The organism is Streptomyces sp. NPDC107517, from assembly GCF_055582645.1.
Window position 1 is genome coordinate 133,023 of sequence record NZ_JBVJPM010000020.1, and the last position, 24,450, is coordinate 157,472.

Annotated in this window: 25 protein-coding genes and 1 pseudogene; 17 read left to right on the forward strand and 9 right to left on the reverse strand. The window is 70.0% G+C overall.

All coding sequences use genetic code 11. From position 1 onward, the window contains the following. Window positions 1–274 precede the first annotated feature (274 nt). A complete protein-coding gene (locus ACZ67T_RS34370) occupies window positions 275–1,417 on the forward strand; it encodes a hypothetical protein (protein WP_469989326.1) in 1,143 nt (380 codons plus the stop codon). Window positions 1,418–1,586: 169 nt separating this feature from the next. Here ACZ67T_RS34370 and ACZ67T_RS34375 read toward each other — a convergent pair whose 3' ends face one another. Both ACZ67T_RS34375 and ACZ67T_RS34380 read right to left on the reverse strand, forming a co-directional pair. Continuing rightward, window positions 1,587–1,955, reverse strand: coding sequence for a VOC family protein (locus tag ACZ67T_RS34375; RefSeq protein WP_469989328.1), 369 nt, complete (start codon window positions 1,953–1,955; stop codon window positions 1,587–1,589). A gap of 134 nt (window positions 1,956–2,089) precedes the next feature. Then, a pseudogene (locus ACZ67T_RS34380) lies at window positions 2,090–2,338 on the reverse strand (hypothetical protein); the annotation flags it as partial. Window positions 2,339–2,485: 147 nt separating this feature from the next. On the opposite strand from ACZ67T_RS34380, the gene ACZ67T_RS34385 reads away from it, so the two are divergent. The 7 genes from ACZ67T_RS34385 (at window position 2,486) to ACZ67T_RS34415 (ending at window position 8,055) form a co-directional block, all read left to right on the forward strand. Next, the gene (locus tag ACZ67T_RS34385) at window positions 2,486–3,253 is read left to right on the forward strand and encodes a PIG-L family deacetylase (RefSeq protein ID WP_469989329.1); all 768 of its coding nucleotides are present in this window, start codon (window positions 2,486–2,488) and stop codon (window positions 3,251–3,253) included. A gap of 58 nt (window positions 3,254–3,311) precedes the next feature. After that, a complete protein-coding gene (locus ACZ67T_RS34390) occupies window positions 3,312–4,496 on the forward strand; it encodes a cytochrome P450 family protein (RefSeq protein ID WP_469989331.1) in 1,185 nt (394 codons plus the stop codon). 102 nt (window positions 4,497–4,598) lie between these two features. After that, window positions 4,599–5,171 carry a hypothetical protein gene (locus ACZ67T_RS34395; RefSeq protein WP_469989333.1) on the forward strand — a complete coding sequence of 191 codons (573 nt, stop codon included), beginning with the start codon at window positions 4,599–4,601 and terminating at the stop codon, window positions 5,169–5,171. A 152-nt stretch (window positions 5,172–5,323) separates the two neighbouring features. Then, entirely contained in the window at window positions 5,324–6,379 is a 1,056-nt protein-coding gene (locus tag ACZ67T_RS34400; RefSeq protein WP_469989335.1) for a chitinase, read from the forward strand. A gap of 119 nt (window positions 6,380–6,498) precedes the next feature. Further along, window positions 6,499–6,909, forward strand: a complete 411-nt coding sequence (locus tag ACZ67T_RS34405; protein ID WP_100594364.1) for a VOC family protein — start codon at window positions 6,499–6,501, stop codon at window positions 6,907–6,909. Window positions 6,910–6,976: 67 nt separating this feature from the next. Further along, window positions 6,977–7,423: a helix-turn-helix transcriptional regulator gene (locus tag ACZ67T_RS34410; RefSeq protein WP_469989337.1), complete on the forward strand. Its 447-nt coding sequence runs from the start codon at window positions 6,977–6,979 to the stop codon at window positions 7,421–7,423. A 5-nt stretch (window positions 7,424–7,428) separates the two neighbouring features. Beyond that, window positions 7,429–8,055 (forward strand): glyoxalase, encoded by a 627-nt coding sequence (locus ACZ67T_RS34415; RefSeq protein WP_469989339.1) that lies wholly within the window; start codon window positions 7,429–7,431, stop codon window positions 8,053–8,055. Between the two features lie 373 nt (window positions 8,056–8,428). On the opposite strand, the gene ACZ67T_RS34420 is transcribed toward ACZ67T_RS34415, so the two are convergent. Then, window positions 8,429–9,388 (reverse strand): NAD(P)H-dependent flavin oxidoreductase, encoded by a 960-nt coding sequence (locus ACZ67T_RS34420; RefSeq protein ID WP_469989341.1) that lies wholly within the window; start codon window positions 9,386–9,388, stop codon window positions 8,429–8,431. A 450-nt stretch (window positions 9,389–9,838) separates the two neighbouring features. On the opposite strand from ACZ67T_RS34420, the gene ACZ67T_RS34425 reads away from it, so the two are divergent. The 3 genes from ACZ67T_RS34425 (at window position 9,839) to ACZ67T_RS34435 (ending at window position 14,057) form a co-directional block, all read left to right on the forward strand. After that, on the forward strand, window positions 9,839–10,387 hold the full coding sequence (locus tag ACZ67T_RS34425; protein WP_469989343.1) for a DUF1062 domain-containing protein: 549 nt from the start codon (window positions 9,839–9,841) through the stop codon (window positions 10,385–10,387). Window positions 10,388–11,180: 793 nt separating this feature from the next. After that, a complete protein-coding gene (locus ACZ67T_RS34430) occupies window positions 11,181–12,653 on the forward strand; it encodes an FAD-dependent oxidoreductase (RefSeq protein ID WP_469989345.1) in 1,473 nt (490 codons plus the stop codon). 156 nt (window positions 12,654–12,809) lie between these two features. After that, entirely contained in the window at window positions 12,810–14,057 is a 1,248-nt protein-coding gene (locus tag ACZ67T_RS34435) for an MFS transporter (protein WP_469989374.1), read from the forward strand. Here ACZ67T_RS34435 and ACZ67T_RS34440 read toward each other — a convergent pair. Beyond that, window positions 14,050–14,964: a LysR substrate-binding domain-containing protein gene (locus tag ACZ67T_RS34440; protein ID WP_469989376.1), complete on the reverse strand. Its 915-nt coding sequence runs from the start codon at window positions 14,962–14,964 to the stop codon at window positions 14,050–14,052. The genes ACZ67T_RS34435 and ACZ67T_RS34440 overlap by 8 nt on opposite strands. A gap of 146 nt (window positions 14,965–15,110) precedes the next feature. On the opposite strand from ACZ67T_RS34440, the gene ACZ67T_RS34445 reads away from it, so the two are divergent. The 4 genes from ACZ67T_RS34445 (at window position 15,111) to ACZ67T_RS34460 (ending at window position 17,809) form a co-directional block, all read left to right on the forward strand. Beyond that, on the forward strand, window positions 15,111–16,121 hold the full coding sequence (locus ACZ67T_RS34445) for an aldo/keto reductase (protein ID WP_469989347.1): 1,011 nt from the start codon (window positions 15,111–15,113) through the stop codon (window positions 16,119–16,121). 32 nt (window positions 16,122–16,153) lie between these two features. Next, window positions 16,154–16,576, forward strand: a complete 423-nt coding sequence (locus ACZ67T_RS34450; protein WP_469989349.1) for an SRPBCC family protein — start codon at window positions 16,154–16,156, stop codon at window positions 16,574–16,576. A gap of 147 nt (window positions 16,577–16,723) precedes the next feature. Further along, entirely contained in the window at window positions 16,724–17,155 is a 432-nt protein-coding gene (locus tag ACZ67T_RS34455; protein WP_469989350.1) for a hypothetical protein, read from the forward strand. Window positions 17,156–17,245: 90 nt separating this feature from the next. Next, a complete protein-coding gene (locus tag ACZ67T_RS34460) occupies window positions 17,246–17,809 on the forward strand; it encodes a dihydrofolate reductase family protein (protein ID WP_469989352.1) in 564 nt (187 codons plus the stop codon). A 56-nt stretch (window positions 17,810–17,865) separates the two neighbouring features. Here ACZ67T_RS34460 and ACZ67T_RS34465 read toward each other — a convergent pair whose 3' ends face one another. Further along, the gene (locus ACZ67T_RS34465; RefSeq protein WP_469989354.1) at window positions 17,866–18,669 is read right to left on the reverse strand and encodes a PP2C family protein-serine/threonine phosphatase; all 804 of its coding nucleotides are present in this window, start codon (window positions 18,667–18,669) and stop codon (window positions 17,866–17,868) included. Window positions 18,670–18,854: 185 nt separating this feature from the next. Between ACZ67T_RS34465 and ACZ67T_RS34470 the strand changes: the two genes are divergently transcribed. Further along, on the forward strand, window positions 18,855–20,177 hold the full coding sequence (locus tag ACZ67T_RS34470) for a phosphoribosyltransferase family protein (RefSeq protein WP_469989356.1): 1,323 nt from the start codon (window positions 18,855–18,857) through the stop codon (window positions 20,175–20,177). 27 nt (window positions 20,178–20,204) lie between these two features. Here ACZ67T_RS34470 and ACZ67T_RS34475 read toward each other — a convergent pair whose 3' ends face one another. The 3 genes from ACZ67T_RS34475 to ACZ67T_RS34485 form a co-directional block, all read right to left on the reverse strand. Continuing rightward, window positions 20,205–20,792: a TerD family protein gene (locus ACZ67T_RS34475; RefSeq protein ID WP_469989358.1), complete on the reverse strand. Its 588-nt coding sequence runs from the start codon at window positions 20,790–20,792 to the stop codon at window positions 20,205–20,207. 372 nt (window positions 20,793–21,164) lie between these two features. Then, window positions 21,165–22,889 carry an MFS transporter gene (locus ACZ67T_RS34480; RefSeq protein ID WP_469989359.1) on the reverse strand — a complete coding sequence of 575 codons (1,725 nt, stop codon included), beginning with the start codon at window positions 22,887–22,889 and terminating at the stop codon, window positions 21,165–21,167. Window positions 22,890–22,977: 88 nt separating this feature from the next. Next, window positions 22,978–23,451: a MarR family winged helix-turn-helix transcriptional regulator gene (locus ACZ67T_RS34485; protein WP_469989361.1), complete on the reverse strand. Its 474-nt coding sequence runs from the start codon at window positions 23,449–23,451 to the stop codon at window positions 22,978–22,980. 231 nt (window positions 23,452–23,682) lie between these two features. Between ACZ67T_RS34485 and ACZ67T_RS34490 the strand changes: the two genes are divergently transcribed. Continuing rightward, window positions 23,683–24,222, forward strand: a complete 540-nt coding sequence (locus ACZ67T_RS34490; RefSeq protein ID WP_469989363.1) for a YbhB/YbcL family Raf kinase inhibitor-like protein — start codon at window positions 23,683–23,685, stop codon at window positions 24,220–24,222. Between the two features lie 120 nt (window positions 24,223–24,342). Here the strand turns inward: ACZ67T_RS34490 and ACZ67T_RS34495 are convergent. Then, a partial coding sequence (locus ACZ67T_RS34495; protein ID WP_469986831.1) for a biotin/lipoyl attachment domain-containing protein occupies window positions 24,343–24,450 on the reverse strand: 108 nt, incomplete at its 5' end.

Genomic DNA, 24,450 nt, shown 5'->3' on the forward strand with positions numbered 1-24,450 from the left:
GGGTGGGGGTCCCAAAGAAGAGGGTGTGAAGGGAGCCGGCACTGGTGAGGCGGTGGTCGGGGGGGAGCCTTTCTGGGGGGGGGAGGGAATGCGCCTTCCTTCCCCCCCCGCGCCCCTGTGATCCCCCCCAAGAAGTGCACCCCCACCAGTAAGGCCCCCCACAAATGACTCCCCCGACCAATGGATTTCCCCCCATGTCCCACGCGCCCCCCATGCAGATGGTTTCCCCACTCACCCGACATTCGCGCACAGAACAGTTACGGAGAAAACGAAGATGGCTACGCGCAGAGGATTCATAGGCAGCGCTTCCGGTATCAGCACCGCCGCGCTGCTGGGCTACTCGGCGTCCCCGAGTGCCGCGGACGCTCCGCTGACGGACACGACGAGCACGGCCGCCGCGTCGGCGGTGACCCAGCAGCAGGCGAAAGACTCCCTCCTCGCCGTCAACGCCGGAATGCGCTCCAACTACGCCACCCTCAAGGCGGAGTTGGTCAAGCACCTTTCGCCGGTGATCGTCGTGCAGAACGACGCGAAGGGCGGCAGATTCACCCTCGTCACGGCGAACGGCCAGGAGTCCGTCAACCCCGTGGCGGAGACGTTCGAGCTGGCGAAGTCCATCGCTCACGTTCCGCTCGGCTGCTTCTCCGTGATCGCCTCGTACCTCGCGGACAAGATCCCGAACCTGCCGAACGCCGACCGCATCGACCCGCATGACCTTCTGCTGGTGGCGTTCAACGACGACAGGTCCACCGCGTGGATCGAACCCCTTCAGGCCTACGCCGCCACCCTCACCACGGCTCGCAAGAACCTCCCCGCCGCCGGTCTGCCGGCCGCGCTGACCACATCGTGCGGGAACATCCTCGACGCCGCGCTGAAGTTCATCAACGCTTCGGTCCAGGCGAAGACGTTCGACATGAAGTCGTTCGAGGACTTTTCCGGGAGCGTCTACCCCGACATCCGCGTCAACATGGAGCACGCCGCGCAGGCCCAGATCAAGGGCGTGCAGGACACCATGAAGGCCTGGCGCGCGAAGGTCGGCGAGGCGGCATGGGCCGACCTGTACTGCGTGGTGCTGTCGCAGTGGACCACCAGCGTGCTCAACCAGAACACCATCATCATCAAGGACTGCATGAACGCGGCGAAGGTCGCCACCCACCTGATCGACCTGCCCGGCCTCGAGACGCCGAAGGACCCGATCTTCACCGCGCTCGACAACCTCGCCCGCATCGTGCAGGACAACATCGCCGCGGAGATGGTGTTCCCGAAGGACACGAAGGTCGCCGACGCCCTGAAGGGCAAGGAGGACCTGCTGTCCGACGAGATCCTGATCCAACTCGGCGGCAGCGCGGCGGCGACGACACTGAGCGCTCCCACGTACAACACCCTTTCCGAGGGGATGTGCCCGGTCAGGAAGTAGCAACGGACCGTGCGCCGCACCGGCGTGTAGACGAGTAAAAAGTGCAGGTCAGGCGGCTCCTCCCGAACCCTCCCAGTCACGGCGGGAGCGTGGTGAGGAGCCGCTCACCACGCTCCCGGCCCAGGTCCCCTGCACGGACAGCAGCACTACGGCCGCTGCCTCCCGCCCCTCAGCCGCGACCGGTGTCGATGACACAGAAGCGGTTGCCGTCGAGGTCGGCGAGCACGATGAAGTCGGCATCGGCCGGGTACAGGTCCCAGTCGACCCGCTGCGCGCCCAGGGACACCAACCGCTCGACCTCGGCGGCCTGATCGGCCGAGTCCCCGGCATACAGATCCAGATGGATCCGCGGATGCTCCTGGACGGGCGTCTCGCTGACACCGAGCGACAGCTGGACCCCGGCGCCTTCCGCCGGCACCAACACCACCCAGTCGTCTTCCATCTCCTCGCGCGGTACGTACCCCAGGGCCTCCGCCCAGAACGCGGCCGCACGCGGCACATCCGAGACACCCAGCACAACCGATCCGATACTCAGCATGCTCAGATTCTGGCGGACTTCGGCACACCCGCGGTACCGACGAGGCGCCACAGTCCGCTTGCGTGGCAGCCGGGCGGTGCCGTCCTCCCGTGAAGAACGGAGGTGGCACCGCCCGGCGACGTCGGCCCCGCGCGTCAGAAGACGAACGGACCAGGTGCTTGGGCGGATGTGGCGTCACAGGTCACGGTGATACCCATGACCACGACCTTCAGGGACTTGGCCTCCAGGCTGTCCCCGGCGGCGACGGTCCCGTTCAGCGGCCCCGTGGACACGGGGCCGCCGGCGGGGATCGCCGGGTTGGAGTTGCCGGTGAACGTGGAGGTGCCGGAGCCGTTGTCGGTCAGCGTGAGCGTCGAGTCGACCGAGCCGGCCGCGACGTCGACGTGCTACGGCCAGAACCGGCCTAGATCGGCGAACGCCGTCCACGGCAGGCAGGCGAACGTGGCGCACACGTGCCGGAATGACGCGACGCCCGACTGGCCCCGGCCTCGCCTAGGATCCGAACTCCTGGCAAGGGAAGGTGATAACGGATGACCGTGCCGAGCCTGCTCGCGGTGTTCGCCCACCCGGACGACGAGTCCCTGTCTGCCGGTGGAGCGCTCGCCCGGCATGCGGCCGCCGGCGCCCGCACCGGAGTCGTCACAGCGACCTGGGCCGAAGGCACCCGGCGCGCCGGGGAGTTGGCCGACGCGCTGGGGATCCTCGGCGCCGGCACACCACGACTGCTCGGCTACGCCGACGCCCGCGCTCCGCAGTCGGCTCCCGGCGCGGTGCGGTTCTGCGACGCGCCGCTCGACGAGGCGGTGGGCCAACTGGTCGCGCATCTGCGGGAGTTCCGCCCGGAGGTCGTGGTCACCCATGACGCCTACGGCGGGCTGACCGGGCATCCGGACCATGTGCACACCCACCGAGTGACCATGCTCGCGGTCCAGGCGGCCGGGCTCGAGCGGCTCTACCCGGACGCCGGTGAGCCCTGGCAGCCGAGCGCCCTGTACCTGGCGTCGCACCCGCACTCGGCGATCCGGGAGTGGGGCGGACACATGGCCACCATGGGCAAGGCGATGCACACCGTTCCGGACCGGTGGATCACCGCGACGGTCGATGTCGGTCCCTGGCTCGAGCAGAAAGTCGCGGCCGTGCTGGCGCACCGTACCGAGGTGGAGCGGGGAGCTGCCCCAGGACTGATCGCGAGCCTCCCGGCGGCCGACCGCAGGCGGCTGCTCGCCACCGAGTGGTACATCCGCCACGATCCTGCCTCCACGGCAGCAGCGCACACGGAACTCGTCGCCGGTACGTGACTCGGGCGCCTTCGGCTCCGGCCGGATCGGCGCGGCAGGACACCCTAGGGTGGGACACATGGATCTCCAGGACGAGTTGGACGAGCTCATCGACAGCCCGTACGACGTCTACGGCCGTCTGCGTGACACAGCGCCCGTGCATCGCATCGCCGGGCCGAACGGTGACCCCGCCTGGATTGCGACGCGGTACGCCGACGTACGCGCCGCCCTCGCCGATCCCCGGCTCTCCTTGGACAAGAAGCACGCCCTCGACGGGACCTATCGGGGCCTTGCGCTACCGCCGGCCCTTGAGGCCAACCTGCTGAACATGGATCCCCCCGACCACACCCGCATCCGTCAGCTGGTCGGCCGCGCCTTCACCGCTCGTCGCGTCGAGCAACTCCGTACGCCCATAAGGGAAACGGCGGACCGACTCCTCGACGCTCTCGGCCCCCACGGCAGTACGGACCTCATCGCCGCCTACGCCGGACCTCTGCCGATCGCCGTCATCTGCGAGCTGCTCGGCATCCCGGACGACCGCCGCCCGGACTTCCGCACCTGGACCGACGCGCTCATCGCCCCGGATCCCAGCCGCCCCGAGGCCGCGAAGCAGGCGGTGCCGGCGCTGCTCAGCTTCTTCGTCGAACTCCTCGCTCACAAACGCGAGCAACCCGGCGCCGACCTGCTCTCCGACCTGATCACGGTCCGTGACACCGACGGCGACCGCCTCAGCGAGGACGAACTGACATCGCTCGCCTTCCTGATTCTCTTCGCCGGCTACGAGAACACGGTGCAACTCATCGGCAACGCTGTCCTCGCCCTCCTGCGCCATCCGGAACAGCTGGCTGCCCTGCGCAAGGACAGGTCGCAACTCCCTACGGCAGTGGAGGAGTTCGCCCGTTACGAAGGGCCGGCTCTGCTCGCCATCCGGCGGTTCCCGACCGAGGACATGACCATCGGGGGAGTCCCGGTCCCGGCAGGCGAGACGGTCCTGCTGTCGCTGTCCGCCGCCAATCGCGACCCTGCCCGCTTCGCCGATCCGGATCGCCTCGACCTGGACCGCGAGGCCGGCGGCCACTTGGCACTCGGACACGGCATCCACTACTGCCTCGGCGCGCCGTTGGCGCGCGCCGAGACCGAGATCGCTCTGGCGGCCCTGCTCGACAGGTTCAAGGAGATCGAGCTGGCCCAGGGCGACCTGCAGTGGCGGCCATCCATGCGCGCCCGCGGCCTGCTCACACTTCCGGTGACATACGGGAGCTGACCGAGCGAGGTGAGTCGGACGGGGCGAAGGCCAGGACGCCCCGACGCGGTTCCCGCCGAGGCCGGCCCAGGGCCGGTGCGCCGAGACTGACAGGGAGGCCCCATGGATGCCGCCGGGCACCGGCACGCCGACGCGGGCGTCATGCTGGCCCGTTTCGCGGCCGGCATCCTCGTGGTGTGCCCCCGCTGCTTCGGGCGCGCCGTGGTTGTTCCGCGCCCGGGAGGCCCCGAACTCCGCTGGTCCGTGGACCTGTTGTTCCTGCCCAGGCGGCTGGCCTGTGCGCGATGCGGGGTCACGGCCGAGTGGGAGTCGGAGCGGCGCGGCAACGCCCGCATCGGTGTGACGCTCGGCGGTCCGGCCGATCCGTTCTTCGGCAGGCCGCTGTGGCTGCAGACGCGCTGCGCGGGCCGGCTGCTGTGGGCGTACGACATCGAGCACGTCGACGCGCTCACCGCGTACGTCGGCGCGCGCCTGAGGGAGCGGGGGAGTCCGTCGTCGTCCCTGGCGATGATCCCGAGGCTGCCCGACTGGATGACCTCGGCCGCCAAGCGCGGCTCGGTCCTCGCGGGGCTCGCCGCGCTGCGGGCGCAGGCCGAGCGCTCGGCGCCCGAGGACCGCTCCGACACCGTCGACGGAAGCGCGGCCCGGCCACAGCCGCGGCGCGCGACCTACTAGTTCCGATCGGCACCGGACCGGTCACGACTCGACGCCATCTCGCCCCCGACTCCCCATTGGTCCATACCCATTGACGAAAGGTCTGGACCTCTCTACCGTGCGTCGTGCTCACGCGAACCCCCACTCGCCCGGCGATCCTGCGGAGGCCCCCCATGTCCCGTCGCAGTCGTACATCCCGTCTCCTCGGCGCCGCCCTCGCGGCGGCCGCTTCCCTCTCCACCGTCCTGGTCGCGGCACCCGCCGCCCCCGCCGCCGACACCTGCGCGACCAAACCACGACCGGACGGCAAGGTCCTCCAGGGCTACTGGGAGAACTGGGACGGTGCGTCCAACGGCGTCCACCCGCCGTTCGGCTGGACCCCCATCACCAACCCCGAGATGGCGCAGCACGGCTACAACGTCATCAACGCGGCCTTCCCGGTGATCCGCTCCGACGGCACCGCGCTGTGGGAGGACGGCATGGACACGAACGTGAAGGTCGCGACCCCGGCCGAGATGTGTCAGGCCAAGGCCTCGGGTCAGACCGTCCTGATGTCCATCGGCGGTGCGGCAGCGGGCATCGACCTCAACTCGGCCACCGTCGCGGACCACTTCGTCGAGACGATCGTCCCGATCCTGAAGACGTACAACTTCGACGGCATCGACATCGACATCGAGACGGGCCTCACCGGAAGCGGAAACATCAACCAGCTCTCCACATCCCAGGCGAACTTGATCCGCATCATCGACGGCATCCTCGCCCAGATGCCCGCCGGGTTCGGCCTGACGATGGCCCCCGAGACGGCGTACGTCACCGGCGGCAGCGTCACGTACGGCTCGATCTGGGGCGCGTACCTCCCCATCATCAAGAAGTACGCCGACAACGGCCGCCTGTGGTGGCTCAACATGCAGTACTACAACGGCAGCATGTACGGCTGCTCCGGCGACTCCTACGAGGCCGGCACCGTCCAGGGCTTCACTGCCCAGACCGACTGCCTGAACAAGGGGCTCGTGGTCCAGGGCACCACCATCAAGGTCCCCTACGACAAGCAGGTCCCCGGCCTGCCCGCCCAGGCCGGCGCGGGCGGAGGTTACATGGCGCCGGGTCTGGTCTCGCAGGCATGGAACACGTACGGCGGTGGCCTCAAGGGGCTGATGACCTGGTCGATCAACTGGGACGGGGCGAAGGGATGGACGTTCGGGGACAACGTGAAGAGCCTGGGGCGGTAGCCGCACCGGGTCGTGGGTGGTGCTTCACCCCACTGGGGTGAGCGGATGGGGTGAACAGCCGGCCCGACCGGTCAGGATCGAAGAAGCGCGGATCGCCGGGCCGCTACTAACGTGGAGCCATGGACATCACCATTCACACCACCGCGCTCCCGCACGACGACCCGGACGCATCCCTGGCCTTCTACCGCGACGTCCTCGGGTTCGAGGTCCGCAGCGACGTGGGCCAGGGCAAGATGCGCTGGATCACGGTCGGCCCCGTCGGCCAGCCCGGCACGTCCATCCTGCTCGCGCCGCCGGCCGCGGACCCCAGCATCAGCGAGGACGAGCGCCGCACCATCGCCGAGATGATGGCCAAGGGCACCTACGGCTGGATCCTGCTGGCCACCCGGGACCTCGACGGCACGTTCGAGAAGGTGCAGGCGGCCGACGCCGAGGTCGTCCAGGAGCCGACCGAGCAGCCGTACGGCATCCGCGACTGCGCCTTCCGTGACCCCGCGGGCAACATGGTCCGCATCCAGGAGCTTCGCTGAGCCCTGCCGCGCCAGGTGGCCCTTGCGGCCCCCGGTGCTCGCGGATTGCCATGAAGGTAGGTGTCGTATGTGTCATCCCGCCTGGGGGCGCGCGCTCGCCCAGGAGCAGCGCCTGAGGGACCTGGTGCGACTGCGCCGGGTCCGTGACCGCATCGACCGCGAGTCCGCCCAGCCGCTGAACGTGGTGGCGCTCGCCCGCGCAGTCGACTGCCCGGCTGGGCATCTCAGCCGGCAGTTCCAGCTCGCGTACGGCCTGTCGCCGTACGCCTTTTTGATGACACGTCGTGTCGAGCGGGCGAAGGCGTTCCTGCGCGGCGGCGACCTCACGGTCGCCGAGGTCGGCTTCCTGGTCGGGTATGCGTCGCAGGGTGTCTTCCGTGCCCGCTTCACCGAGCTGGTCGGCATGACGCCCAGCGCGTACCGGCGCGGGGTGACGGTAGCCACGACGAGGGCGTCGCCGCCGATACCGGTCAGGAATGGAGAAGCATTCCTCACCGGGCCGCAACTAGCGTGATGGCCATGACCTCCATCGAATCCATCACCCTCCAGGTGGCCGATCCCAAGGCCGCACAGCGCTTCTGCACCGAGGCCTTCGGCCTGGGCACTCAGGTGGGACTGAGTGCGTCGGAGGCGCCTACGAGCGGCTTCCGCGGGTTCTCGCTGTCCCTCACGGTCTCCCAGCCGGCCGACGTCAAGGCGCTCATCGGCACCGCCCTGGACGCCGGAGCGACACCGCTCAAGCCCGCCACGAAGTCGCTGTGGGGTTACGGCGGCGTCGTACAGGCGCCGGACGGGACGATCTGGAAGGTCGCCACGTCCGCGCGGAAGGACACCGGCCCGGCGACCCGGAAGATCGACAGCATCGTGCTCCTGCTGGGGGTGGCCGACGTGGCCGCGAGCAGGCGGTTCTATGTCGAGCGCGGGCTCACCGTGGCGAAGAGCTTCGGCCGCAAGTACGTCGAGTTCGATACGCCGTCGAGCCCGGTCAAGCTGGCTCTCTACGGGCGCCGCGCGCTGGCCAAGGATGTCGGCGTCCCCGTCGACGGCAGCGGTTCGCACCGGCTCGTACTCGGCGGCGACGCCGGGACCTTCACCGACCCGGACGACTTCGCCTGGCAGGCCACCACGGTCGCCTCCGCCGTCTGACCCGACACCGCTCCCATCCGGCCCACCCTGATCACGCGTCGTCCGGGGGAACCTGCCATGACGACCACGCGGAGGACCACGAAGAGCGCCAAGAGCCCCCACCACCAGTAACGCGGCCGACATGAAGCGCGTCGGCATGGACGGCACGCTCGTGCCGACTCCGACTCCGGCAGTCCACGTCGCCCGCCATCGGCAAACGCCTCTGTCACCGCTACAGCCGAAGTCTCTGTGGATGGTGAGGACATCCGAGTCGTGATCCCCCTGCTGGAGGAGTGGCTCAAAGCGCGCGGAAGCAGTCCCTCGCCGTAGCCGCCGGCCGGACACGCCCGGCTTGCTCGGCCCATGAGCCGTAGCCGCGTGGGCAGTTGGTGTGTCAGCGGGGTTGCGCGCGGGCCAGCGCCTCCTCGGCCTGCGTGGCCAGGGTGACGACGAGACCGGCTGCCGACGGGAGGTCGGTGATGAGGTCGACAGCTTCGCCGGCCCAGACCGGCAGCGGGGGGATGGCGCCGCGGGCCACGTCGTCCTGGTAGTCCTGGCGCGCTCGGGGGTCTGCGGCGAGTTCGGCCTCCCGGCCGCGCCAGCGGTCGAGGTAGGGGTGACCGAGGGTTCGGGCGGAGTACTTTGCGGGCCATCGGGAGCCGCGGGCCATGTCCAATAGCGTGCTGCGCTCGGTGTCCTGCCCGCGGCCTTCGACGATCGCCTTGATGGCCGAGGGGTCGGCCAGGGACTCTGTGGTCGCCTGGAAGCGGGTGCCGATGAGCGCTCCGGCCGCGCCCAGCGCGAGTGCGGCCGCCACGCCGCGGCCATCGGCGATCCCGCCGGCCGCCAGTACCGGCACCGGATGCACCAGATCCACGACCGCGGGCACGAACGGCAACGTGGAGCGCCCGCGCAGTGCCCCGTGCCCACCGCCTTCGGTTCCCTGAGCCACGATCACATCGGCGCCCAGGTCCGCGGCCTGCTCGGCCTCCGCCAGATCGGTGACCTGAAGGATCAACAGAGCTCCTGCCCGGCGGACACGCTCGGTGTAGGGGCTCGGATCGCCGAACGACAGCATGACTGCCCACGGCCCGTACGCCAGCGCACGTTCCACTACGGCTGCGTCGATTCCCCAGGTCAGGAATCCGACACCCCACGGACTGCCCGTGTCCGCCACGACGGGCACCTCGCGTGCCAGCCACTCCGGGTCCCCGTGCGCACCGCCCAGGATCCCGAATCCACCGCCCCGAGAGACCGCCGCGGCCAGCGCGCCGCCGGCCGACCCACCCATCGGCGCAAGTGCGATCGGGTACCGCACGCCGAACATTTCTGTGAACGCCGTCGACAACGCCATGGCCACATCATCACTCCTCGCCCAACGGGCAGGGGCACAAATGCGCCGGGCAACGCGCGGTCAGCGCGGATGAATGCGCTGCTCATGGCGGCACGGGCGAAGCGATGCGGCGATCAGGGAGCGTGAGCCGGCCGGCGTGGCCTGCATCTGCGGCCGGCGGGCCTTGGGGCTGAGGCGTCGGCCGATCGGATGTCGACACAGCGGAACGGTAGCCATCGGCCGTCTGGTGCTCCGGGCCTGTCCGACGGACCAGAGCGCGCCGGCGGGATCCGAAAACCGGTGGAACAGCGCCGCTGCGGGCCATTACCGTGCTGCCGAACCAAGTCGCCCAGGCAAGGACGTGCCGTTGTACACCGTGTGAGACCTCCCGAGCGCTGATGTGTCGCGCGTCGCGCATATGCGCCGCGCTCCTTTCTGCTGCGGACTTCTCACTGAAACCGGTGTACTTCTGTGCTCAATAGCTGGGTGGTCATGCCCACCTGCCTGCCGCTCGTTCTCCGCCGTTGCCACACGTGCGCGTCCGACCGCTTCCGGGCGAACGGCAAATTCCGCGTCAACGCCAACCACAAGCTCATCGACGCCTGGCTCCTCGCGCTCTGTACCGCTTGCGGGGAAACCACGAAGCTCACGGTCCTGGAGCGGATGAACGTGCGCTCCGTACAACCCGAGCTGCTGGACCGGATGCATGACAACGATCCCGGCCTGGCAGCTGAGTTGCTCCAGGATCCGGTCGTGCGGCGCCGTAATCGCATCGCACTCGACTGGGACGACGCCTGGCGCCTCGACACCGGCGGATCGGATCACCTGGACCGCGAGGTGATCGACGTCCTGGTCCGCTTCGCGGCGCGGATCCCTGTCCGGCCGGTGCGACTGATCGCTGAAGGCTGCGGTCTGTCGCGGACCGGGGTCGAGAGGCTGATCGAGGAGGGGAAGCTCGTGTCGGCAGTCCGGCTGAGCGGCAGGCTCTCCGGCGACTTCACCTTCACGCTCAAGCGCTGAGCCCTCCTCACGACAGGTCAGGTCGCTTCCCTCGCTCGTTGGAGCGGGGGAAGCGGCCAGGCCAGTAGGGGGCGCCGCCCTGAAGGCGCGTCCGGCGCTGACGGCGGCGAGTTCGACCTCGGCGGTCAAGGTCTGGCCGTCCGGTGCCGTCGGGCCGACGGCAATCCCGTGACCGCGCAGGGTGGCGGCGAGTTCGTCGTACCTTGCGGGGCTTCCCGAGCGCGGGAAGGTGGTCGATTCCGGACCGGCCAGAGCATCGAGGCGAATTTCCCGCCACGATGCCAACGGGTCCGGCACGTGTCGGTGCCGGCCCCGAGCGACCCCCCGCGCCCTGCCGACCCACCCCGTCGCGGGGGCGACGACTACGCCATTCGAATCGGTTATGGCCGCTCACGGCCAGCCGTCTGGCCAGCGGGTATGCCTCGTAAGGCAGTTGAGGTTGTTCAGGGCGAGAGGGCGGTCGCGTCGCCCACGCCAGCTGAGGAGCGATCCATGACCACCAGCACCCCCGCGTATTTCCCGGCGCTCGAGAACCTCCCGATGAGCCGTACCGACTCGGGTGTGCTGACCGTGATGCGCCTGTACCCGTGCGAGCCGGCCGAGCCGGTCGGCGAGGTGTCCGGGACGGGCGAGGCCGTGCTTCGCCTCGTTTACGGGCGCAACCGTGACCAGGACGACGTCAGCGTGACCGGCTCGGTGACTCTGGCGGACCTGCGCTCACTGTTCCCCGGGTTCTGGACCGCGCACACGCCGCCACCGACACGGAAGAACGGAATCGGACACAGGGATGGACATGACCAAGGACACGTACACGGACACGTACACGGACACGGACACGGACACGGACAGGGACTCGGACAGGGAGAAGACGATGCACGCCGATCTCGTGGTGATCGGATTCGGGAAGGGCGGTAAGACGGTCGCCGGGCGGATGGGCGCACTGGGCAAGCGAGTTGTGATGATCGAGGCGTCCGACCGGATGTACGGCGGGACCTGCCCGAACGTCGGGTGCGTGCCGACGAAGGCGCTGGTGCACCACTCGGGCAAGCGGCGGCCGGACGACCCGCCTCAGGAGTTCTACGCACACGCGGTCAACCAGGTCCAGGAGCTGACGGCCCTGTTCCGAGCCGAGAACTACGAGGCGCTGAACGGGGCGGACACGGTCACGGTGATCACCGGACGGGCGTCGTTCACCGACGCGCACACCGTGGTCGTCGGGGAGGGCGCGGACCGGATCACCGTCACCGGAGACATCATCCTGATCAACACCGGGTCGGAGCCGGTCATCCCGGGCATCCCCGGGCTGCGGGACAACCCGCGCACGGTGACGAGCACCCAGCTCATCGAACAGACCTGGCTGCCGGAGCGGTTGGCGATCATCGGTGGCGGCTATCTCGGGATCGAGTTCGCCGCGATCTATCGTCGGTTCGGCTCCCAGGTCACCGTGTTCGAGACGGCGCCGAAGATCTTTGGGCGGGAGGACGACGACGTCGCCGCGGCGGCCGAGGCGATTCTGGTCGACGAGGGCGTCCAGATCCTGTCCGGCGTCCGCGTCACGGAGATCCGCGACGGCGCGTCGGCTGCGACCGTGGTCTACGAACGCGACGGAGCGGGCGCGAGCATCGAGGTGGACGCCGTGCTGGCCGCCGCCGGGCGTGCTCCCGCCACGAAGGGGCTGGAGCTGGCAGCCGCGGGAGTGCTCACCACGGAGCGGGGCGCGGTGGCGGTGGACGAGTATCTGCGTACCAGCCAGCAGCACATCTTCGCCCTGGGGGATGTCAACGGCGGGCCGCAGTTCACGTACGTCTCCCTGGACGACAGCCGCATCGTCCTTGACCAGCTCGTCGGAAACAGCAGGCGCACCACCACCGACCGCGTCGCCGTACCCCACACCCTCTTCATGACCCCGCCGCTGGCAACCGTCGGCCTGACCGAGAAGCAGGCCCGCGCCGCCGGACACCGGGTCAAGATCACAAGCCGGCCCGTCGCAGAGATCGTCGCCATGCCCCGGGCCTACGCCGTGGAGGAGACCCGCGGCCTGATGAAGTTCGTCATCGACGCGGAGAGCGACCGGATCCTGGGCGCCGCGATCCTCAGCGTCGACGCACAGGAACTGATCAACACCGTCGCACTGGCCATGCGGCACGGCATCACCGCCACCGATCTGCGCGACGCGATCTACACCCACCCCAGTTCCACCGAGGCGTTCAACGATGTCCTCGGCGCCGTCGTACGTGTCGACGAACCGGGAATCACGCCGGCCTGAGGCCCGGATCAGACATGTCCACACCGACCGGCGTCCGCGTACAACGACGGGTTGTGTTCTCATGGCGGGTCGGTTGTTTGATCTCGTCGTCTGCTCCTCGCTTTGATGTCGCTGGTCAGCGTGTGGGTGATCGGGGCGGCGAGAGGTGCGGTGGGCGTGAAGGGCAGGCGGGCGCTGGGGCGGCGGTTCGGGTGGTTGTGGGCGGCGTTCGCGGTCAGCTCGTACGGCACGGGGTTCGGGTTCGGCGCGTTTCCCTTGATCGCGATCCTCGTGCTGCACTCCGGGCCGACCCAGGTGGCGGCGCTGGCCGCCGCGGGGCGGGCCGTGGGGGCCGTGGTCGCGGTGCCGCTCGGGCCGTGGATGGAGTTCCGGCGCAAGCGGCCCGTCATGATCGCGATGGACCTGATCCGGTGTGCGGCGCTGATGAGCGTCCCCGCCGCGTTCGCGTTCGGCCGGCTCGGCTTCGCCCAGCTCCTCGTCGTCTCCGTCGTCGTCGCCGCGGCCGACATCGCTTTCAGGGCGGCGAGCGGCGCGTATCTGAAGTCGCTCGTGCCGCCGGAGGACCTGCTCGTCGCGAACGGCCGGTTCGAGTCCACGACATGGACGTCGATCGTGGTCGGGCCGCCGCTCGGCGGGGCCGCGATCGGGATGTTCGGCCCCGTGACGACCGTGGTTGCCGACGCGGTCAGCTACCTGCTGTCGGCGCTCGGCATCCGCGCCATCGGAGGGACGGAGAAGCGCCCCGCGCGGGCCGCCGCACCGCGGCTGCGCGCCGGTGATCTGCTCGAAGGCTGGCGCTACATCCTCAGCCACCGCACGCTGCGCCCGCTGTTCCTCAACTCGATCGTTGTCAACGGCCTCATCATGGCCTCCGAGCCGCTGATCGCCGTGCTCATGCTGAGCCGACTCGGCTTCGCGCCCTGGCAGTACGGTCTCGCGTTCGCGGCCCCATGCATCGGTGGGCTCATCGGCTCACGCCTGGCGCATCCGCTCGTGGCGCGGCTCGGGCAGCGCAAGGTGATGCTCATCGTCGGGGCGCTGCGTGCGTGCTGGCCCATCGGACTGGCGTTCGTCCAGCCCGGAGTCCCCGGAATCGTGCTCGTCATCGCCGTCCAGCTCGGCCTGGTGACCTGCTGCGGTCTGTTCAATCCGGTGCTTGCCACCTACCGGCTCGAACACGCCGACCCCGACCGGGTCGCCCGCACACTGTCCGCGTGGTCGGTCAGCAGCAGCCTCTCGATCGCGGCTCTGACCGCCGTGTGGGGTGTCGTCGCCGCCTTCACCGGCCCGCGCATCGCGATCGCGCTCGCCGGAGTCGTGCTCCTGGCCACCCCGCTGCTGCTCCCGCGCCGCGAGAAGGCGACCCGGAGCACGGCGGAGCAGGCCGCCGCCGGCCTCACCTGACGGGTTCGTCCGCGGTGTCCTCGGTGTGGAGCACGGTCGCGCGGAAGGACGTGACGACCGGGCGAAGATCGATCTGGTGCCATGCCGCCCAGAGGCGTACCGACCTTTGGAACCAGGGAAGTTCACGCACGGTGACCCCTGGGGTGTCGCCTCGCAGCATGCTCTCCTGGACGAGTGTCATGCCGAGGCCGGACGCGGCCAGGCCGAGAGCGGTGAGAGGCTCGGGGGCTTCGAGCCGGATGTCGGGCGTGAACCCGGCCGCCGTGCAGGAGGCGACGAAGTCGTCGCGCCAGGCGGGCTGCTGGCTGTTCTCGACGGCGATCCACGGCTGACCGTCGAGGTCCGCGGGCAGGATTTCCGCCCGACCCGCAAGTGCGTGGCCGCTCGGCACGGCCAGGAGCAGGGGGTCTTCGAGGAGGAGGGCGCTGCGCAGGTCGGGGTCAGTCTCGGGGGGTGCCTCCGGCACGAGGGCGATGTCGAGGCTGCGTTGGCGCAGACCCTCGAACTGCTGGGCCGCGGTGAGGTCGTACAGGGCGACGTGGATGCCGGGGCGCTCGTCGTGCAGGGCGCGCAGCGCCTGGGGCAGGATCCCGGTGTGCATGGCGTCGCCGACGTATCCCACGCACAGGCCGCCTTCCTCGCCGCGGCCCAGGCGGCGGCCGAGATTCTCGAGCCGGTCCGCGTGCCGCAGCAGGGCTGTGGCCTCCGTGAGGAAGACGCGGCCGTCGGAGGTGAGGCGGAGGCGCTGCTGGCTGCGCTCGAACAGGGTCAGGCCCAGGTTCTTCTCCAGCTGGGCGATCTGCCTGCTCAGCGGTGACTGGGAGATGTGCAGGCGATCGGCGGCGCGGCCGACGTGTTCCTCCTCGGCCACGGCCACGAAATAGCGAAGTTGTCGCAGGTCGAGCATGTAAGACCTCAAGGGACTCAAGTGTGTCCAAGCAAGTCTTGGACAGTCTGACCCATCGATCCTAACCTCGGAAGGGCAAGAGCCGCGGATCGGGATGAAAACGTCCTGATCGCCGCATTATGAAACGAACAGAAAGTTCCGCCACCATGGGTATCAAGTCCCTCCTGCCGGGATCCCTCGGCTTCGGTACCGCCCCGCTCGGCAACATGTTCCGCAGCATCCCGGACGAGGAAGCCGCGGCCACCGTCGAAGCCGCCTGGGACCAGGGCATTCGCTACTTCGACACCGCGCCCTTCTACGGCGCGGGCCTGTCCGAGCTGCGCCTCGGCGAGGTGCTGGCCGGCCGGCCGCGCGACGAGTACGTGCTCAGCACCAAGGTCGGCCGCGTCATCCTCGACGAACTGGAGGACCCCGCCGACCGCGACCTGGGCGAGAAGGGCGGCCTGTTCGAGCACGGCCGCGCGAACAAGATGGTCGACCTCTACACCGCGGACGCCACCCTGCGCTCCATCGAGGACAGCCTCAAGCGCCTGAAGACGGACCGCCTCGACATCGTCTGGGTGCACGACGTCGCCCAGGACTTCCACGGCGACAACTGGCTCGCCGTCTACGAGACGGCGCGCACCGGCGCCTTCCGCGTCCTGCAGAACCTCCGCGACGAGGGCGTCATCAAGGCCTGGGGCCTGGGCGTCAACCGCGTGGAGCCGATCGAGCTCACCCTCGACCTGGACGAGCCCAAGCCCGACGCGTTCCTCCTGGCCGGCCGCTACACCCTGCTCGACCACGATCGGTCCCTGCAGCGCCTGCTGCCCGCCGCCACCGAGCAGAACGTCGACATGGTCGTCGGCGGACCCTACAGCTCCGGCATCCTCGCCGGCGGCCGCCACTTCGAGTACCAGGAGGCCCCGGCCGACATCATCGCCAAGGTGGAGCGGATCAAGGCGCTCGCCGCCGCGCACGGTGTCAGCATCAAGGCCGCCGCCCTGCAGTTCGCCCTGGCGCACCCGGCGACGGCAGCCGTCGTCCCCGGCGCGACCCGGCCCAGCCGCATCGCCGAAGACGTCGCCGCCCTCGACGAGGACGTCCCGGCCGCCTTCTGGACCGCGCTCCGCGACGAGCAGCTCATCGCCGCCGACGCCCCCACCCCCACCGCCTGACCCCGACCCACGGCACACACAAGGAGCAGCACATGGCCACCACCGCCACCGCCACCATCGACCTCCCCCGATCCGCCGACGACGTCTGGCAGCTCATAGGCGGCTTCGACTCCCTGCCCGAGTGGCTCCCGTACATCCCCAAGAGCGAGCTGAGCGAAGGAGGCCGCGTCCGCCGCCTGACCAACCAGGACGGCGGGGTCATCGTCGAACGCCTCAAGGCCTTCGACGACGGCAAGCGCACCTACTCCTACGCCATCGAGCAGGCGCCCTTCCCCGTCACCGACTACCTCTCCACGCTGACGGTGCGCGACATACCCGGCGCACCGGGAACGTCGCAGGTGGAGTGGACGGGCTCGTTCACGCCCGTCGGCGTCAGCGAGGCCGACGTCGAGGAGCTCTTCCACGGCATCTACGCGGACGGTCTCGCCGCGCTGCGCGAGACCCTCAACACCTGAGGACGACACCGGTGTCGGACCGGCCACGCCATCCACCGGGTGCCGACTTGTGACGCTGTCGGCACCCCAGGTGCTCTACGGTCGGGGGAGACGGATCGTGGCGTGGCGCAGCCAGGTGGCTGCCGCCCCTCCCGGGAGTGGAGTCAGGTGAAGGACGACGAAGTACGTGCGCGCTTCGACGGCCGTGGCCGCGTAGAGCTGATCCCGGAACGTCCCACAACCGCCAGGCTGGGACGGATCGAAGAGATCGCCCACGCGCTCGGCTACCAGCGCCACTCCATCGAGAACCTCGGCCGCGCGGGGCTCCGGCTCGTCTACGGACGCGACGACGGCCCCCAGGCGCGCCGCCGCGCCGAGCTGACCATCGCCCGGCTGCGCGAGGGCGGTCCCGTGCTGCCGGCGATCGAGCCGCCCCCGCCCCCGCCACCCACTCCGCCGCCCCCGGCCCCCTCACAGGCCCCGCCCCGGCCGCGCAGCCGCCCTCTCTCGGTACCCCCACCACCCCCACCGCTGTTTCCGCCCCCACCATCCCGACCGCCGGGTCCACCACCTCCGCCCTCCGACACCCCGGCCTCATGACCACGCCGGCCGGATGAGGGTCGCCGATGATTTTCCGGGGCGGGCGCGGTCATGAAAGGTGGACCGGCCACGCTCAGAAGGAGGCGCGGGATGCGCACTCTGGCGATCACCCAGAACATCACCGTCGACGGTTGCGTCGAGATGCTCACCGATTGGTTCGAACCGCAGGCCCAGGGCCACGCGGACATGGCCGATGTGCTGGAGGAAGGCCACCGTCAGGACAGCGAGGCGGACGCGCTGCTCGTGGGCCGGCGGACCTTCGAGGACTTCCGCGCCTACTGGCCCGGGCTGACCGACGACACCACGGGCATCTCCGAGTACCTCGACCAGGTGCGGAAGTACGTCGTGTCCGGCTCGATCGAGGACCCGCGGTGGGAGAACTCGATCGTCCTGTCCGGCGACGTGGTCAAGGAGGTCACCGCCCTGAAGGCGCTGGAGGGCGGCAAGGACATCGTGCTCACCGGCAGCATCAGCTTGGCCCACACGCTGATCGAGGCGGGTCTCGTCGACGAGTACCGCCTCTTCGTGTACCCCGTCGTCCAGGGCCGCGGCAGGCGCCTCTTCCCCGAGGGGTACGAGGTACCGCGCCTGCGGCTCGTGGACTCGAAGTCGTTCCGGAGCGGGATCGTGCTGCTGCGCTATGTCCCGGCCTGACGCGGGCCGGCGAGCGCAGATGGCTGGGGGCGGTCGGCTCTTCGGCCGTTGTCGGGTCAGTCGGCCACGGAGACCAGCGCGATCGTGACGTTGTCGGGACCGCCCGCGGCCATGGCGGCCTTCCACAGCTCGAAGACGGCCCGGCCGCCGTCGTGCGCCCGAAGGACATCGTCGATCTCGTTCTCGAGCACGGGATCGGTCAAACCGTCACTGCACACCAGCATGCGCGTACCCGGGGTGAGCGCGGACGTGCTGACATGCGGCGTGATCGCGCTGAACGTCGGCGCGCCACCGAGCGCCTGCGTGACGATCGACGTGGTGCGCCGGCCCCGCGGAGGCGGTGGGCTGTCGTCCACGCTCACCTGGTGGAGGGTGTCGTCCGTGGCGGCCCGGGCACCGATGAGGCCGCTGTCGGCACGCGTCTCGATGCTGCCACCGGCCGGGCCGACCTCGATCACCCTGCTGTCGCCGACGTTGAATACGAGCAGTTTCTGTTCGAGGATCACGACACCCGCGACGGTCGTCCCCATCGTGGACAGCTCCGGGGCGCGGTCGGCCGCCGCGTACACGGCGTGATTGCACATGCCCAGCGCGTCACGAACCGCTTCCTCGCCGTCCAGCGCCGGCCCGAACAGGGCGAGCCGGCGGACGACGAGGCTGCTGGCGACCTCGCCGGCGGGCTGTCCGCCGATGCCGTCGGCGACAGCCACCACGAGTGGATGGCCGAGCGGGAACGCCATCGTCTGCGGGTTCTCCGTCACCGATCCGCACAGCGTCCATGGGCCGACGACCAGGCTGTCCTCGTTGTGCTCGCGCCTGAGTCCGGGGTGACTCAGCGCGGTCACCGATATGTACGGCATAGGGGGTGCCGTCCTTCCGCGAAGGAGCGCATCATCCGCCACCACCATTGTCGCGCCGGACAGCGGCCCGGGTCGCGCGGTGCGTACGCCCCGAGTTGCGCGGCGCCGCGAACGGGGTTAGCCCGGAGGTAAGGGCACGAGGTGCCTGCCCTTACGTGCGAAGGCCTCCGAGAGGGGCGAGCGCTGTGCGGTTCACGGATCGTACTGATGCCGGGCGGCGGCTGGCCGCAGCGGTCCAACATCTGCGTGGCGAGGAGCCGGTCGTCCTCGGGCTGCCCCGCGGCGGGGTGCCGGTGGCTTTCGAAGTGGCGCGTGCGCTCGGCGCCCCGCTCGACGTGATCGTGGTGCGCAAGCTCGGCGTCCCCTACCAGCCGGAACTGGCGTTCGGCGCGATCGGCGAGGGCGGCGTACGGGTCCTCAACGACGACGTCGTGCGCCACTGCGGGATCGGACCGGACGGCATCGCGGACGTCGAGCGCGCGGAGCGACAGGAGCTGGAGCGGCGGGCACGGAGGTACCGCGGCGGGCGGCCTCCGGCAGCCGGTGAGGCCCGCACCGTGATCGTCGTGGACGACGGGATTGCCACCGGCGCCACGGCGGCGGCGGCGTGCCAGGTCGTACGGGCGCAGGGCGCGGCCCGCGTGATCCTCGCCGTTCCGGTCGCGCCGCCGGACGCGGTGCGCAGACTGAGCGTGGTGGCCGACGACGTGGTGTGCCTCTCCGTGCAGCCCCTGTTCGGTTCCGTCGGTGAGTGGTACGGCGACTTCTCGCAGACCACGGACGAGGAAGTGGCCGCGTGTCTGGCCCGGGCCGTGGCGGACCCCGCACGCGTCCGGCAGGCACCGGTCACGACCGGCGTCGAGGTGGAGGCCGCGGGAGTCCGGCTGGCCGGAGACCTCGCACGGCCGGAAGGAGCCGCGGGGCTGGTGATGTTCGCCCATGGCTCCGGCAGCAGCCGGCACAGCCCGCGCAATCGTGCGGTGGCGGAGGTGTTGCAGGAAGCGGGCCTCGGCACGCTGCTGTTCGACCTGCTCACGCCCTCCGAGGAAGCCGACCGGGACAACGTGTTCGACATCGGCACCCTCGCCGGCAGGCTGGCCGGAGCCACCTGCTGGCTGCGCGGCCGCGAGTCTGCGCCGATCGGATACTTCGGTGCCAGCACCGGGGCCGCGGCGGCGCTCCGGGCGGCCGCCGACGACCCGGACATCGGCGCGGTGGTGTCCCGCGGCGGACGGCCCGACCTGGCCGGACCCCGCCTCGACGACGTACGAGCGCCGACCCTGCTCATCGTCGGCGGGGCCGACACGATGGTGCTCGACCTCAACCGTGCCGCCCAGGCCCAACTCCGTTGCGAGAACCGGCTGGAGATCGTGCCCGGAGCAACGCATCTCTTCGAGGAACCCGGAGCGCTCGACCGGGTCGCCGACCTCGCCAGGTCGTGGTTCACCACGCACCTGACGGCAGGCAGCGACCCGTCGGCGTCGGCGCGCCGGGAACCGCATCACTGACCGGTTCGGGGCCGGGCGCCGGAGGGCCTACCGGTTGCTGACCGCGAAACGCATCAGCGCCCGCTCGTCGCCCTGCTTGATCTTCCCCGTCTCGTTCAGCACCTCGAGCTTCCAACTGCCGTTGACCCGGATCGCCTTGGCGACACGGCAGCCGTTGTCGTTGGTGAGCAGGCTCGGCCAGATGTCGGCGACCTGCTGGGAGGTGCCGCCGGTCGCGTCGTACACCTTGAAGCTGATGTTCCGCGCCTTCGTGAAGGAGCTGGACTTCTTGTAGGCGGCGGCCACGAAGACGATCGACGTGATGTTGGCCGGGACGCGGCCGAACTCGACGGTCACGGTCTCGTCGTCCCCGTCGCCGCGCCCCGTCTGGTTGTCGCCGCTGTGCACCAAGGAGCCGTTGCCCAGGGGGTCCAGGGAGTCGAGGCCTGCCAGCCGTACCGGGTCAGCGCCCTGCAGCGCGATGGCGATGAGGTCGAGGTCCGTGCCGACGTTCCGGCGGAGCTTGCCCATCAGCCCGCCGCTGCTTCCGGCGGTGGGGTCCCAGGACACGCCTATCGACAGGTGGGTCACACCGTCGAGATCTGCCGGTCCGTCTTCCTTGGTGAGCGTGATCATGTGAATCCCTCGTGATGGTGGAGTGCAATGTATGAAGTCTGCCGATATCACTCGCCGCTTGATACACCAGGTCCGAAATTGGTGTCGGTCGGTCCTGCGTCATGAACTGAGCAAGCGCCTTCGGCGGGGGATTCCCCGGCGCGAGCATGACAGGCTCTGCCAAGGCGGACGCCATGGCGGAGGGGAACCCGGGGCGGGACCGGTCGACCCGGCGGCGCGGCCGAGGCCTGCGACGGGATGTGGCGGCCGCGGTCATCTCGTGCGCGGCACTCGCGGGCGGCGTCGTTCATCTGGTCTGACCCGGGATCAGGATCGACGGAACCGGCTCCGGGCTGCGGTGCAGAATGGCACCGCAGCCCGCAGGGCAATCGCTCAGGCGACGCTGTTGCGCAGCTCCGCGAGGCTGTCCTTGGTCAGGTGCCGGGGTGTGCTGTCGGTGTCGACGAGGACGACCGTGCACGTGGCGGCGTGGGTGAGTGCCGTGGTGAGGCTGCCGTCGGCGAACTGGGCGAGGGGGCCGCGCGGTGAGTGCCCGATGGCCACGGCGCGGGCGTGTACGTCCGCCGCGTGGTGGGCGAGGGCGCGGCCTGCGGCGGCGTGGTCGCCGACGCTCGTCAGGATCTGGCCGGTGGCAGTGATGCCGTCGACGCCGAGGCGGTCGAGGTGGGCGGTCACGGCGGCGCGGGCCTCTTCGTCCGTCTCGGTGTCGACGGCCTGTTCCTCGACGACCGTGGTCTGCTGGACGTGGACGACCTCCAGCGGGCTGCCCGTGTCGCGAGCCAGCCGCGCGGCGGCGTCGACGATGCAGGCGGCCTTGTCGTGGGCGCCTACGGCGACGATGACGGGCGGCGCGTCGGTCGCGGCGGCTGTCCTGCCGACAGGCGTGAGCGACGGGCTGATGGGTTCACTCTCGACGGGGTTCGCCTCGGCCTTGCGCAGCAGACCATGGCCGCTGGCCAGTACGGGGATGGCCAGGAGGAAGGTGGCGGCGCCCAGATAGAAGGGCACGCTCAGGTCCGTGGCGTCGGCGAGCTTGCCCGCGACGAAGGGGGCGAGGCCACCGCCGATGAAGCGCAGGAACCCGTAGGCCGATGAGGCCACGGGGCGTTCGACGGGGGAGACGAGCATGACGGCCTGGGTGGTCAGGGTGTTGTTGATGCCGATGAAGGCGCCGCTGACGATGACGGCCACGATGACGACCGTGGGGTTGTCGACCCCGGCGGCGATGAGCGCCATCACGATACCGAGGCCGAGCAGGTTGGCGTACAGGACGGGAGCCGTGCCGAAGCGGGCCTGAAGACGCGGGGCGAAGAAGACGCTGAAGGCGGCCACCAGCAGTCCCCAGCCCGTGAAGACCAGACCGAGTTCGTGCGCGCTCAGCTTCATCGGGTACGGGGCGTAGCCGAGCATCGTGAAGAAGCCCCAGTTGTACAGCAGGGCCATGATGCCCATGGTCAGCAGACCGCGGTGGCGCAGCGCCTTGAGCGGCGCGATCGGCGAGGTGGGGCGCTTCGGCTTGGGCAGCGAGGGCACGAAGGCGAGGGTCGCGACCAGTGCGATGGCCATCAGCACGGCGACGCCGAAGAACGGGCCGCGCCAGCTGATGCCGCCCAACTCCCCGCCCAGCAACGGGCCGACGGCGATCCCGAGGCCGAGCGCGGCCTCGTAGAGGATGATCGCGCCGCCGAAACCGCCGCTCGCGGAGGCGACGATGACGGCGAGGGAGGTGGCGATGAACATCGCGTTGCCCAGGCCCCAGCCGGCGCGCATGCCGACGATGCCGTTGACGGAACCGGCCGTGCCGGCGAGTGCGGCGAACACGACGATGACGACCAGGCCCACGACCAGGGTGCGCTTGGCGCCGATGCGGCTGGATATCCAGCCGACGAAGAGCATGGCGACGGCGGTCACGATCAGGTAGCTGCTGAAGAGCAGGGAGACCTGGCTCGGTGAGGCATGCAGGTTCTCGGCCAGGGCGGGGAGGATCGGGTCGACCAGTCCGATGCCCATGAACGAGATCACGCAGGCGAACGCCACGGCCCAGACGGCTTTCGGCTGCTTGAAGGGACTGGCGGCCTTTCCATGCGGTGCACTCATGCGCGGTTCTCTCCAAAGCGTCGAGAAGAGGGGTAAGAGGGGTGGGGAGGAGGCGTGCAGCGGAGCGGACAGGTTGCGGCGGGGCGGGTCAGTCGTGGGCCGTACGGGTCTGGCGGTCCTGGATGGCGCGGGCCAGGGCGGGCAGCGCGGTCCGCACCGCCTGCTGCTCCGGCTCGGTCAGTTCCCCGATGAGCAGATCGAGGGCCTGGGTCCGCTCGGCGCGCCGCTGCCGGAAGACCTCGAGGCCGCTCTCGGTGGCTTCCACGAGGACGGCCCGGCCGTCGTTGTGGTCAGCCACTCGGCGTACCAGGCCCGCGCGTTCCATGCGGGTGACGAGCTGGGTCATGTTCGGCTGGGAGACGCCTTCGGCCCTGGCCAGTTCGCTCAGCCGATAGGAGCCTTCGCGGCCCAGCCGGCCGATCGCGGACGAGGCCGCCGTGCTCAGACCGCCGGCGACGGCGCTCTGTCGCACGTAGCGGACCATCTGCTCCACGGCGATCATCAGGCCTTCGGCCCGGGGGTCGACTTCCATAACCCGCTTATCCATAAGCGCATTATGCATCTACTTGTAGTGTGAATCAATACCGCGTGGGCGGGGTGCTCCGTGTCCGGTGGCCGCGCTTTTCCGGGACGGATGTCGACATGGATGGACGTCGTCCGGACAGAAGTCGCCCATTTGCGGCGTGCGGCGCCTGTGGGTGTCGTGCGACTGTCGGGGGGTGTGGTCGATCAGGGCGGGTCGGCCACCGACCGCTTCCGCGCGCACCTGACCGCCTGACCAGAGGAGAAGCACATGCCCCACTCCTTCGATCCGTACAGCGTCCTGCCCTCAGTGCCGGAGTTCGGCTTGCACAGCACGGACATCGCGGACGGGAAGCCCCTCGATGTCGCCCAGTGCAGCAGTCTCTTCGGAGGCCCGGGCGAGGATCGCTCTCCACAGCTGTCCTGGGAGGGCTTCCCGGCCGACACGCAGAGCTTCGCGGTGACCTGCTTCGACCCGGACGCGCCTACGGCGAGTGGCTTCTGGCACTGGGCGGTGTACGACATCCCCGCATCGGTGCACGAACTGGAGGCCGGTGCCGGGGCACCGGGCGGGAAGTACCTTCCCGCCGGCGCGAAGATGCTGGCCAACGACGCGGGCGGGCAAAGCTTCCTCGGCGCAGTGCCCCCTCCCGGGCACGGTCCTCATCGTTACATGTACGCCGTCCATGCGCTGGACACGCCCGAGCTGGATGTGCCGACGGCGGCTTCCCCGGCCTGGCTGGGCTTCCAGCTCTTCACCCACGCGGTGGCGCGGGCCGTGATCACCCCGATCTTCGAGAATCCGGCCTGAGCATCTACGACTGACAGCGCGGAGGCCCAGGAGTGGCGGCGCAGGCCAGGAGCAGCCCGAGAGCCCAGGAGGTCGTCCTCCCGGGCTCTCGGGTTCGGGTCGTCGTGGGAGGGGCGGTGCTCAGTCCTTGATTTCGCAGATGGTGGCGCCGGAGGTGATGGAGGCGCCGATCTCTGCGCTGAGGCCCTTGATGGTGCCGGTGCGGTGGGCGTTGAGGGGCTGTTCCAT

Coding starts and splice junctions, on each gene's coding strand:
- ACZ67T_RS34375 (WP_469989328.1), bottom strand. CDS start 1,955: ATGCTGAGTATCGGATCGGTTGTGCTGGGTGTCTCGGATGTGCCGCGT.
- ACZ67T_RS34445 (WP_469989347.1), top strand. CDS start 15,111: ATGGGTATCAAGTCCCTCCTGCCGGGATCCCTCGGCTTCGGTACCGCC.
- ACZ67T_RS34460 (WP_469989352.1), top strand. CDS start 17,246: ATGCGCACTCTGGCGATCACCCAGAACATCACCGTCGACGGTTGCGTC.
- ACZ67T_RS34405 (WP_100594364.1), top strand. CDS start 6,499: ATGGACATCACCATTCACACCACCGCGCTCCCGCACGACGACCCGGAC.
- ACZ67T_RS34480 (WP_469989359.1), bottom strand. CDS start 22,889: ATGAGTGCACCGCATGGAAAGGCCGCCAGTCCCTTCAAGCAGCCGAAA.
- ACZ67T_RS34395 (WP_469989333.1), top strand. CDS start 4,599: ATGGATGCCGCCGGGCACCGGCACGCCGACGCGGGCGTCATGCTGGCC.
- ACZ67T_RS34415 (WP_469989339.1), top strand. CDS start 7,429: ATGACCTCCATCGAATCCATCACCCTCCAGGTGGCCGATCCCAAGGCC.
- ACZ67T_RS34430 (WP_469989345.1), top strand. CDS start 11,181: ATGACCAAGGACACGTACACGGACACGTACACGGACACGGACACGGAC.
- ACZ67T_RS34390 (WP_469989331.1), top strand. CDS start 3,312: ATGGATCTCCAGGACGAGTTGGACGAGCTCATCGACAGCCCGTACGAC.
- ACZ67T_RS34440 (WP_469989376.1), bottom strand. CDS start 14,964: ATGCTCGACCTGCGACAACTTCGCTATTTCGTGGCCGTGGCCGAGGAG.
- ACZ67T_RS34485 (WP_469989361.1), bottom strand. CDS start 23,451: ATGCATAATGCGCTTATGGATAAGCGGGTTATGGAAGTCGACCCCCGG.
- ACZ67T_RS34370 (WP_469989326.1), top strand. CDS start 275: ATGGCTACGCGCAGAGGATTCATAGGCAGCGCTTCCGGTATCAGCACC.
- ACZ67T_RS34420 (WP_469989341.1), bottom strand. CDS start 9,388: ATGGCGTTGTCGACGGCGTTCACAGAAATGTTCGGCGTGCGGTACCCG.
- ACZ67T_RS34410 (WP_469989337.1), top strand. CDS start 6,977: ATGTGTCATCCCGCCTGGGGGCGCGCGCTCGCCCAGGAGCAGCGCCTG.
- ACZ67T_RS34465 (WP_469989354.1), bottom strand. CDS start 18,669: ATGCCGTACATATCGGTGACCGCGCTGAGTCACCCCGGACTCAGGCGC.
- ACZ67T_RS34450 (WP_469989349.1), top strand. CDS start 16,154: ATGGCCACCACCGCCACCGCCACCATCGACCTCCCCCGATCCGCCGAC.
- ACZ67T_RS34385 (WP_469989329.1), top strand. CDS start 2,486: ATGACCGTGCCGAGCCTGCTCGCGGTGTTCGCCCACCCGGACGACGAG.
- ACZ67T_RS34475 (WP_469989358.1), bottom strand. CDS start 20,792: ATGATCACGCTCACCAAGGAAGACGGACCGGCAGATCTCGACGGTGTG.
- ACZ67T_RS34400 (WP_469989335.1), top strand. CDS start 5,324: ATGTCCCGTCGCAGTCGTACATCCCGTCTCCTCGGCGCCGCCCTCGCG.
- ACZ67T_RS34490 (WP_469989363.1), top strand. CDS start 23,683: ATGCCCCACTCCTTCGATCCGTACAGCGTCCTGCCCTCAGTGCCGGAG.